Below are 2128 nucleotides of genomic sequence, written 5' to 3'. Positions count from 1 at the left end.
ACGAAGACAACTCGGGCAGCGGCTCGGGTGATGACGACGAAGACAACTCGGGCAGCGGCTCTGGTGATGACGACGAAGACGACGACAACTCGGGCAGCGGCTCGGATGATGATGACGACGACGACAACTCGGGCAGCGGTTCGGGTGATGACGACGACGACGACAACTCGGGCAGCGGGTCAAGGGACGACAAGGGTGTTTGAGCACTAGTGTAATGTCAGATTGGCGAGGCCTCCCAAATTGGAGGCCTCGCTGCACTTTACGGGCCCAGTAGGGCCCGTTTATTGACCGGGCGACTTGCGGAATCCAGCGAAGGGTGGTTTAATCCCTTTCGGAAGTTACAACGCCCGTACTCGGGGGAGTCGGGATGTTGCCGGGGTTCGACTCGATGTAAGTGGACTCGAGCATTATCCGTCTAATGAGCAAAAAGGCAGGCGCTGTGCCCGCCGTGGCGGTAAATTCGCATTTGGAGGATTTCGCATGATGAGACTTGGCCACATTTCCCTGTCGGGACTGAAGAAGAAACTGAAGAATCGGCTGTTAATCGCGCCGCTGGCGGCCGTCGTGGCTGCAACGGCTTTGACGGGCTGCCCCTTGCCCGAGGACAATCCTCAGGATGGAGCAAAACTGACCATGCTCCTGGCAGCGGATGACGGCGCCTTTACCACGGCGAAGAACCTCGGCAACAAGGCTCGCGTGGTTCAGCAGAGCGAAATCGATTCGCTCTTCGTAAACGTAGATGAAATTCGGTTGCGCCGGACGATCGAAGGGGGAAGCGAGCAGGTGACCGTATTTGCCGACCCGATTCAGATCAATCTTCTGGACCTGGTGGGCGTGAACGACGTACTCGACTCGGCCGTGGTGCCCGTCGGCAGCTACACGGAAGTGGAGATGCTCCTTTCGACACCGCGATTGACGCTGGCCTCCGACCCCGCGACGGTCATCGAGAACATCTCGTTGCTGGATGGCGGCAACCTGACGGTGGCCTCCAGTTTCACGGCAACGGAGAACGGCACGGGTCTGCTGGTTCTTCAGTTGGGCAGTATCAGCCTGGTCTCTCTGGATGACGGTTCCTTCCAGCTTGTTCCGGATCTTCAGGTGGACCTGTTTGATTCCTCCGTCGAGGCGCAGGCCATCGGGATTATCAGTTCGATTGACGCATCCGCAAGCACCTTTGTACTGAAGCGTGACGCGGCCGCACTGACGGTCAGTTTTGACGGCGCGAGCATCTTCAAGCCCAGCGACTTCGATTCGCCCACGGGCTCGGCGACGGACCTCGTGGTCGGCCTCAAGGTCTTCGCCTCAGGCAACCTTTCGGTGGATGGCAATCTCCTCGGAGATATCGTGGTGATCTTCCCCGATGCTCCCTCGAACAATAACTCGAATGACGAATTTACGATTCAGATCAATGGCGCCGGCACCGACCTGAACGCCCACGGTGAAGCGGAATATGAAATCGAAGGCGCCCGCCGGAAGTTCAAGGTCGAAGCTGAAGACCTTACCTACAGCGGTATCGTCGATATCTGGGTGGATGGCGTACTGGTTGGCTCGGTCGACACCGCCAGCGACGAAAAGGGCGACATTAGCTTCCGTCTCGACACCCGCCTGGGCGACACGCCCCCGGTGCTGACCCGTGAGTCGCTGGTGGAACTGCTCGCCGGTGGAACGGACCAGGTGATTCTTTCCAGTGCCGCGCCCTCGAATGGCGGCGATGACAACGGCGGCGATGACAACGGCGGCGACGACAACGGTGGCGATGACAACGGCGGCGATGACAACGGCGGCGATGACAACGGCGGCGATGACAACGGCGGCGACGACAACGGCGGCGACGACAACGGTGGCGATGACAACGGCGGCGACGACAACGGTGGCGATGACAACGGTGGCGACGACAACGGTGGCGACGACAACGACGACGACAGTGGCGACGACAACGGTGGCGACGACAACGGCGACGACAACGGCGACGACAGCTCCGATGACGACAGTGGCGACGACAACTCCGATGACAACGGCACCGACGACAGCGGTGACGACAGCTCCGATGACAACGGCACCGACGACAGCGGTGACGACAGCTCCGACGACAACGGTGGCGACACGAGCGGTTCCGATGACACGGGCT

The 2128-nt window shown here is 60.3% G+C and carries 2 protein-coding genes; both read left to right on the top strand.

Features of this window, described 5'->3' with window-relative positions:
- Positions 1 to 203: hypothetical protein (locus JNK74_28100; GenBank protein ID MBL7650052.1), on the top strand; the 203-nt coding region annotated here is incomplete at its 5' end.
- Between the two features lie 277 nt (positions 204 to 480).
- Positions 481 to 2128: hypothetical protein (locus tag JNK74_28095; GenBank protein ID MBL7650051.1), on the top strand; the 1648-nt coding region annotated here is incomplete at its 3' end.

Source organism: Candidatus Hydrogenedentota bacterium (genome assembly GCA_016791475.1).
Taxonomy (GTDB): Bacteria; Hydrogenedentota; Hydrogenedentia; order Hydrogenedentales; family JAEUWI01; genus JAEUWI01.
Note: the sequence above shows the minus strand (reverse complement) of the source record. Positions and strands in the feature narration are given on the sequence as shown.